General features: G+C 68.8%; 6 protein-coding genes. 1 reads left to right on the top strand and 5 read right to left on the bottom strand.

Annotated features, from left to right (window positions below; genetic code table 11):
• A partial coding sequence (locus tag FREUN1FDRAFT_RS37565; RefSeq protein ID WP_035957423.1) for a transposase occupies positions 1–363 on the bottom strand: 363 nt, incomplete at its 3' end.
• A gap of 388 nt (positions 364–751) precedes the next feature.
• Between FREUN1FDRAFT_RS37565 and FREUN1FDRAFT_RS37570 the strand changes: the two genes are divergently transcribed.
• A complete protein-coding gene (locus FREUN1FDRAFT_RS37570; RefSeq protein ID WP_006545667.1) occupies positions 752–1,762 on the top strand; it encodes a LacI family DNA-binding transcriptional regulator in 1,011 nt (336 codons plus the stop codon).
• Positions 1,763–2,405: 643 nt separating this feature from the next.
• On the opposite strand, the gene FREUN1FDRAFT_RS37575 is transcribed toward FREUN1FDRAFT_RS37570, so the two are convergent.
• From FREUN1FDRAFT_RS37575 to FREUN1FDRAFT_RS37590, 4 genes are all read right to left on the bottom strand, one after another.
• Positions 2,406–3,257: a helix-turn-helix transcriptional regulator gene (locus FREUN1FDRAFT_RS37575; protein WP_006545668.1), complete on the bottom strand. Its 852-nt coding sequence runs from the start codon at positions 3,255–3,257 to the stop codon at positions 2,406–2,408.
• A gap of 139 nt (positions 3,258–3,396) precedes the next feature.
• Complete coding sequence (locus FREUN1FDRAFT_RS45645) at positions 3,397–3,603, bottom strand: hypothetical protein (protein ID WP_006545669.1); 207 nt, start codon at positions 3,601–3,603, stop codon at positions 3,397–3,399.
• A gap of 204 nt (positions 3,604–3,807) precedes the next feature.
• A complete protein-coding gene (locus FREUN1FDRAFT_RS37585) occupies positions 3,808–4,557 on the bottom strand; it encodes an SDR family oxidoreductase (protein WP_006545670.1) in 750 nt (249 codons plus the stop codon).
• Positions 4,558–5,134: 577 nt separating this feature from the next.
• On the bottom strand, positions 5,135–5,509 hold the full coding sequence (locus tag FREUN1FDRAFT_RS37590) for a MerR family transcriptional regulator (protein ID WP_006545672.1): 375 nt from the start codon (positions 5,507–5,509) through the stop codon (positions 5,135–5,137).
• Positions 5,510–5,691 lie beyond the last annotated feature (182 nt).

Here is a 5,691-nt window from a genome sequence, read left to right on the forward strand (position 1 = left end):
GCCGGTGTACTGGCGCTGGACACCGACGGTCATCGATCCCTTCTTCACGTCGCCGGTCTCGTCGAAGACGAACACCGCCTCGGGGTCGCCGAACCGTTCGACGACGTAGTCACGCAGGTCAGCGCGCAGACCGTCGTCGTCCCACACCGCCTCGGCCAGGAAATGCTGCATCCCACCCGGTGAGGCCTCCCCGGCGTACTCGGCCAACGTCCAGCAGTTCACCCGAGGCAGCCCGGCCATCAGACCGCGCAGGAACCGGCGCATCCGCCGACGGGACTCCGGCCGACGGAACCGGCGGTCGAGCCGGCCCGCGAGCCCCTCGAACGCTTCAAGCCACCCGTCGGGGTCTACGCTGGGGCACACGGCCGCCGGCTGATCTTCACGTGTCGTCACAAACCGCGAGGATCACCGGTGGTCTCTTACGTTCCCGGACCCGCGTCCCTCCTCAGCCCCGCCACCCAACCATGACCCACCAGATCTAAACGATCACAGAAGTCGGGCTGGAGTACTAACGGGTCAACTGAGCTCCATTGCTCAGGTGAAAGCGTCGACGGTGCGCCTTCATGTCGATCCGCGGTGCTCCGGTCGATTGTCGGCGCGCGCCTGTCGCACGTCGATGAATGTGCTCGAACCGGAAACGTGCGTATGTCCGTGACAAGAGCGCTAAGGTGTGCGGGCGACGCTAACATGACGGACTTGCGCGCGCAAGCCTCGCATTGCAACGAACACCTACAGCGGGAGGGCGGGTCGAGTGGAGGCCGGGGTCGAGGCGACAGCAAGGCGGCGGGTCACCGCGGCCGACGTGGCCAAGGACGCGGGGGTGTCGCGAGCGACGGTCGGCTACGTCCTGAACGGCACCCCCGGGCAGACGATCTCGCAACCCACCAGGGAACGGGTGCTGGCGAGCGCCCGCCGCCTCGGCTACCAGCCGAACCAGACCGCCCGGACGTTGGCCAGCGGGCGCAGCCGGATCGTGCTGTTCCTGATGCCGGACTGGCCGGTGGAGTTCCGGCTGCGCAGCTTCCTAGATGCGGTTTCCGCGGAGTTGGGGTCGGCCGGGTACTCGCTGGTCGCCCACTCGCACGTTCCCGGGCACGGCGCCCCGCCGCTGTGGGAATCCCTGAACCCGGACCTTGTCGTCAGCGCCGTCCCGATCGAGCCCGCCGCGCTCGCCGCGATGCGGACGTCCGGGGCCAGGGTGCTCGCCCCCGATACCCAGGACGGTATCGGCATCGGTGGTCTCGACCTCTCCCGCGGCGTCAGCGCGGGCCTCGAAATCCAGGTCGGCCATCTGCACGAGAGGGGACACCGGCGGCTGGTCTACGCCGCCCTCAGCGAGCCCCGGCTGTCGTCGCTCGTGTCAGCCCGACATCGGGCCGCCGTCGCGCACGCCCGCGTGCTCGGCCTACCCGAGCCACCACTGGTGCGCCTCGACTACCGCGACAGGTCCGCCGTCGACGCGGTCCACCGCTGGCACGCCGAGGGCGTGACCGGCGTCGTCGCCTACAACGACGACGCCGCCGCCTTGGTCGTCGGCGCCGCGGTACGGGCGGGCCTACAGGTGCCCGACGACCTCGCCGTGGTGGGGCACGACGACGTTCCGCTGGCGAGCATGTTCGTGCCCAAGCTGTCGAGCATCCGGCTCGACACCGAGGCGCTGGGACGCCGGTTCGCCGAGGCCGTGTTGCACCATCTCGACCGGCGCCCGCTACCGGACTGGATCCCGGTGCGGCCACTACTGGTCCGACGCGAGACCACCTGAACGGGCGGCGCCGCGGCAAGGGCGGCGTGGCGGGACCGCCGCGCGGACCGCGGGTGCCGAGAGGCGATTTTTCCGTCGAGGTCGAGGTCGAGGTCAGAGAGCTGCCAGAACACCCTCGCAGACATCGTCCCTCCTGGAATCTCGTCTGCCGTGGGCCGGCCTCTGGGCGGCTGTGAGCGAACAGCCTCGTCGACCGGTTCGACGTCGTGGACCTTCTCGACGGGCTGGTAACCAGATTGCGCGCAGCTGCTCGACATCGACTCCGCCGGGCTCCTCCTGGCCGATCCCGGCGGCACCCTGCACGTCCCGCCTCCTCGCAGCGCACCCGGAACCTCGACCTTCTCCAGCTCCAGCGCGGCGAGGGCCCGTGCCTGGACTGCTACCGCGGTGGAACCGCCGTGAGCGTCGCCGATCTCCGCCAGGCCGGGCGCATGAAAGTCGGGCGTCTACTCACGTTGAGCCACCACCGAATGTGCACCGGAACCCTCGTATCCCGCCCGGCTCTCCGCTCACTGGGCATGGGCCGCAGTGTCCTGGCGGACAGGATGACAAGAGCCCGGTGACGAGAGATCGTCACCGGGCTCTGTGGGAGTCCGGGGCGAGATCCCCCGGGCTACCCGACCGAAAGTTGTGAGCCGGAGCCCTACGGAACCGTCCCCGGGGTGAGTCGCTGGTGCCCAATGACGGAGAGCAGTTCGAGCTTGCTGTGGCTCTCCGTGCCGGGGCGAGTGGTCAGCACCACCAGAGTCTGGGCGTGGTTCTCGGTGAACAGGACCTGGCCGTCGACATCGATGCGGCCGAGTTCGGGATGGAGGATGGTCTTGCAGTCGTCGTAGCGTCGGGCGACCTCCTGCAGTTCCCACATGCGGACGAACTCGGGGCTGCGTTCCTGGAGTTCGGCGAGGATCCAGGCAGCTCGGGTGGTGTCGCTGCCGGCTTTCAGCGCGGCCCGCAGGCGCGCTGCCTGGGCACGGCCGTGGCGTTCGTGGGTCTCCTCGGGATACGCCAGGCGCTCGGCGGGGTCCATGAACCAGCGGTAGTAGCCGCTGCGGGCCAAACCGGTGTGGCGGGTCTGGTCGCCGAGCAGTGCGACGGCCAACGGGTTCATCGCGAGGGTGTCGACCAGGTCGGTCTGCACCAGGGCCGGGGAGTCGTCCAGGCGGTCCAGGAGCCGCATCAGCGTCGGACTGACATGTTCAGAGCGCTGGAAGCGGGCCGGGGTGTTGTAGCCGATGAGGACGAAGAGATGGTCGCGTTCGTCCAGGGTCAGCCGCAGCGCCCGGGCGAGAGCCGTAGTGATCTGCACCGAGGGCTTCGGCGCACGCTGCTGTTCCAGCCGGGCGTAGTAGTCGGTGGACATGCCGGCGAGCTGCGCCACCTCCTCGCGGCGTAGCCCCTGCGTACGCCGGCGCGGCCCCTCAACCAGCCCGACGTCGCGGGGGCACAGCATCTCACGCCGGTGGCGCAGGAACTCCGCCAGTTCCTTCCTGTCCATACCGCCATCCTCGCCGCGTCCCGCCGGACTATCCAGAGACCGCCGATCCATGGATGTGTCCTCTCCCACCCGCTCCCACCCCCGCGAAGCCGCTCACACGGCCGACGCCGAGGGCGCTCGCGGCGAGACGACCCGATGGTCACTGACCTGCCTGACCGCTGGGAAATTCGCCGACCGTCGGCGGTGCGCCGAAGGCCGTCGGCAGGGAGGCCGGCCTGCGGCGACGGTGCCCGGCGACGATACCCAAAGCGTTGGACCGGCCCTGGGCCTCGTCGCTGGGCCCGCCCGACACGACGATCTTCGTCGTGGTGTGGTGGGCGCCCGCGTGCCCGTCGGCGCTCAGCACGGAGCCGGGCGCCTCCACTCCCGCCGACTGGGGCGAAGCCGAAGGCGCTTCCTCACCGTTCCGCGTCTTCGGCGCGGACCTCCACGAAGCGGTCCAGCTCACGTTCGTCCACGATGTGGCCACACCTGGCCCGGCAGCGTGCTGTTTTTCGACGGCGCCTTCGTCGCCTTCGCCCACCTGTTTCGCGTCGGTCACGACAGCCGGTCAGATGCTGCTCAGCATGGCCAGGACGTTGTCGTAGGAGCCGTTGGCCTCCGCGTCGCGGATGAACCTGGCGCGCTCGACGACAAGCTCCTTCGCGTCAGGCTTCTCGCGCAGCAGGTCGAGGGTCTCGGTGAGGAAGTCGTCCAGCGGCATGGCGTGGTCGTCGTCCTGCTGACCCAGCAGGGTCGTGCGCACACCCGGCGGGACTACCTCGATCACCTGGACGCCGGCCTCAGCACCGGCGAGTTGGATGCGCAGGCTCTCGGAGAAGGAGTGCAGCGCGGACTTCGTGGCGTTGTAGGTCGGGGTGACCGGGAACGGTACGAACGCCAGCGCAGAGGTGACGTTCATGACGACCGCGTCGCCCTTGCCTACCAGCAGCGGCAGGAAGGCGTACGTCATTCTGATCGTCCCGAGCAGGTTGATCATAATGTGATCCTCGGCGACCGGGAGTCCGGCCGGGTCGAGGAGGTTTTCCCGCAGCATGATGCCGGCGTTGTTGACCAGGACGTTGAGCCCCGGGTGGCTCGCCGCCACGGTCTCACGGGCCCGGGCAATCGAGTCGGGGTCCGCGACATCAAGGGCGAGCGCGTCGATGCCCGGGTGCTCGGCCATGATCTCGCCGAGGAGTTCCGTGCGCCGGCCGGCGACGACCACCTTGTTGCCGGCCTCGAAAAGACGCAGGGCCAGGCCGAGCCCGATGCCCGAGGTGCCGCCGGTGATCAGGATCGTGTTGCCGGTCATCTTCATAGGGTCCCGCCCCTTCGTTGCGGCAGGCCGCCGGTCAGCGCACACAGCCTCGACCGTAGGGGCACCCGCGCAAGGGCGGCAGAGGAAGATTTATCCATGGATCGGCGGTCTCTGCCTGGTGGGGTGGCCCCACCCGCCAGATATGGACCACGTCGGATCGGCGCACGACGAGGCGGAGCTCGAGGTAGTAGCCGTCGCCGACCGCCTCCGCATGACGGTCTCGACCTCGAGAGCCTGCGAGACGCGGACCGTGTCGGTGACCGCGAGCGTCGGTGTCGCGCTGTCCGGCCCGGCGACGTGCACTCCCTACATGCTCCTGCGCGCCGCCGACGTCGCCATGTACACGGCGGAGCGGCAGGGCCGGGGCCACTGCCACTGTTCGACGAGACCATGCTCGCGCAGACCTGACCGCCCCTTCGGAACGGGTGGGCGGCCGCGGTCGCCGCGTCAGGGTGTCGAGCCACCGATGGTCAGACACTCCCTCGTAGGGCAGCGCCGGCCGAGGCGGCGCCCGTCGAGATCACCGGTCGGCGCATACAGCACACCGAACTGCTTTCGCCGGTGACCGGACGGCGGCTCAATCGCCAGTGGCGGCGGCGTGGTCCATCGCGTCGATGTAGCGGGTGAGTGCGTCGCGGTTCTGTTCGAGGAACGCGATACGTTCGATCATCTTGTCGTGCTGTTCGACGAGCATGGCTCGTAGCTCGGGATCAGGATCGTCGACGACGATCGCAGAAGTCTGCCCGAGACAGGGAAGTATCGCTCCGATGATGCGGGTGGGGATGCCGGCATCGAGCAGTCCGCGAATCTTGCGCACGCGATCAACGAGGTACTCGTCGTACTCACGGTATCCGTTGTCCAGGCGACGGGGCGTGATGAGTCCCTGCTCCTCGTAGTACCGCAGCATGCGCGGGGGCACATCGGTCTTCCTCGCCAGCTCGCCGATCCGCACGGAGATCCCTCTTATTGATGTCAATGTCTCCAGCGATGCTACGCGGGACGGGCTTGACCTTCACATGGGTGTGATAGTTGGACCATGGGGGCATGGCAGACCGCAAGATCATTCTTGGCATGGTGCTCACCGACGGGTACGGCAATCTTCCTGGCGCGTGGCGCGCGCCCACGTCGACCCGG

Source organism: Parafrankia sp. EUN1f (genome assembly GCF_000177675.1).
Lineage (GTDB): Bacteria > Actinomycetota > Actinomycetes > Frankiales > Frankiaceae > Parafrankia.

Coding starts and splice junctions, on each gene's coding strand:
- FREUN1FDRAFT_RS37575 (WP_006545668.1), bottom strand. CDS start 3,257: ATGGACAGGAAGGAACTGGCGGAGTTCCTGCGCCACCGGCGTGAGATG.
- FREUN1FDRAFT_RS37585 (WP_006545670.1), bottom strand. CDS start 4,557: ATGAAGATGACCGGCAACACGATCCTGATCACCGGCGGCACCTCGGGC.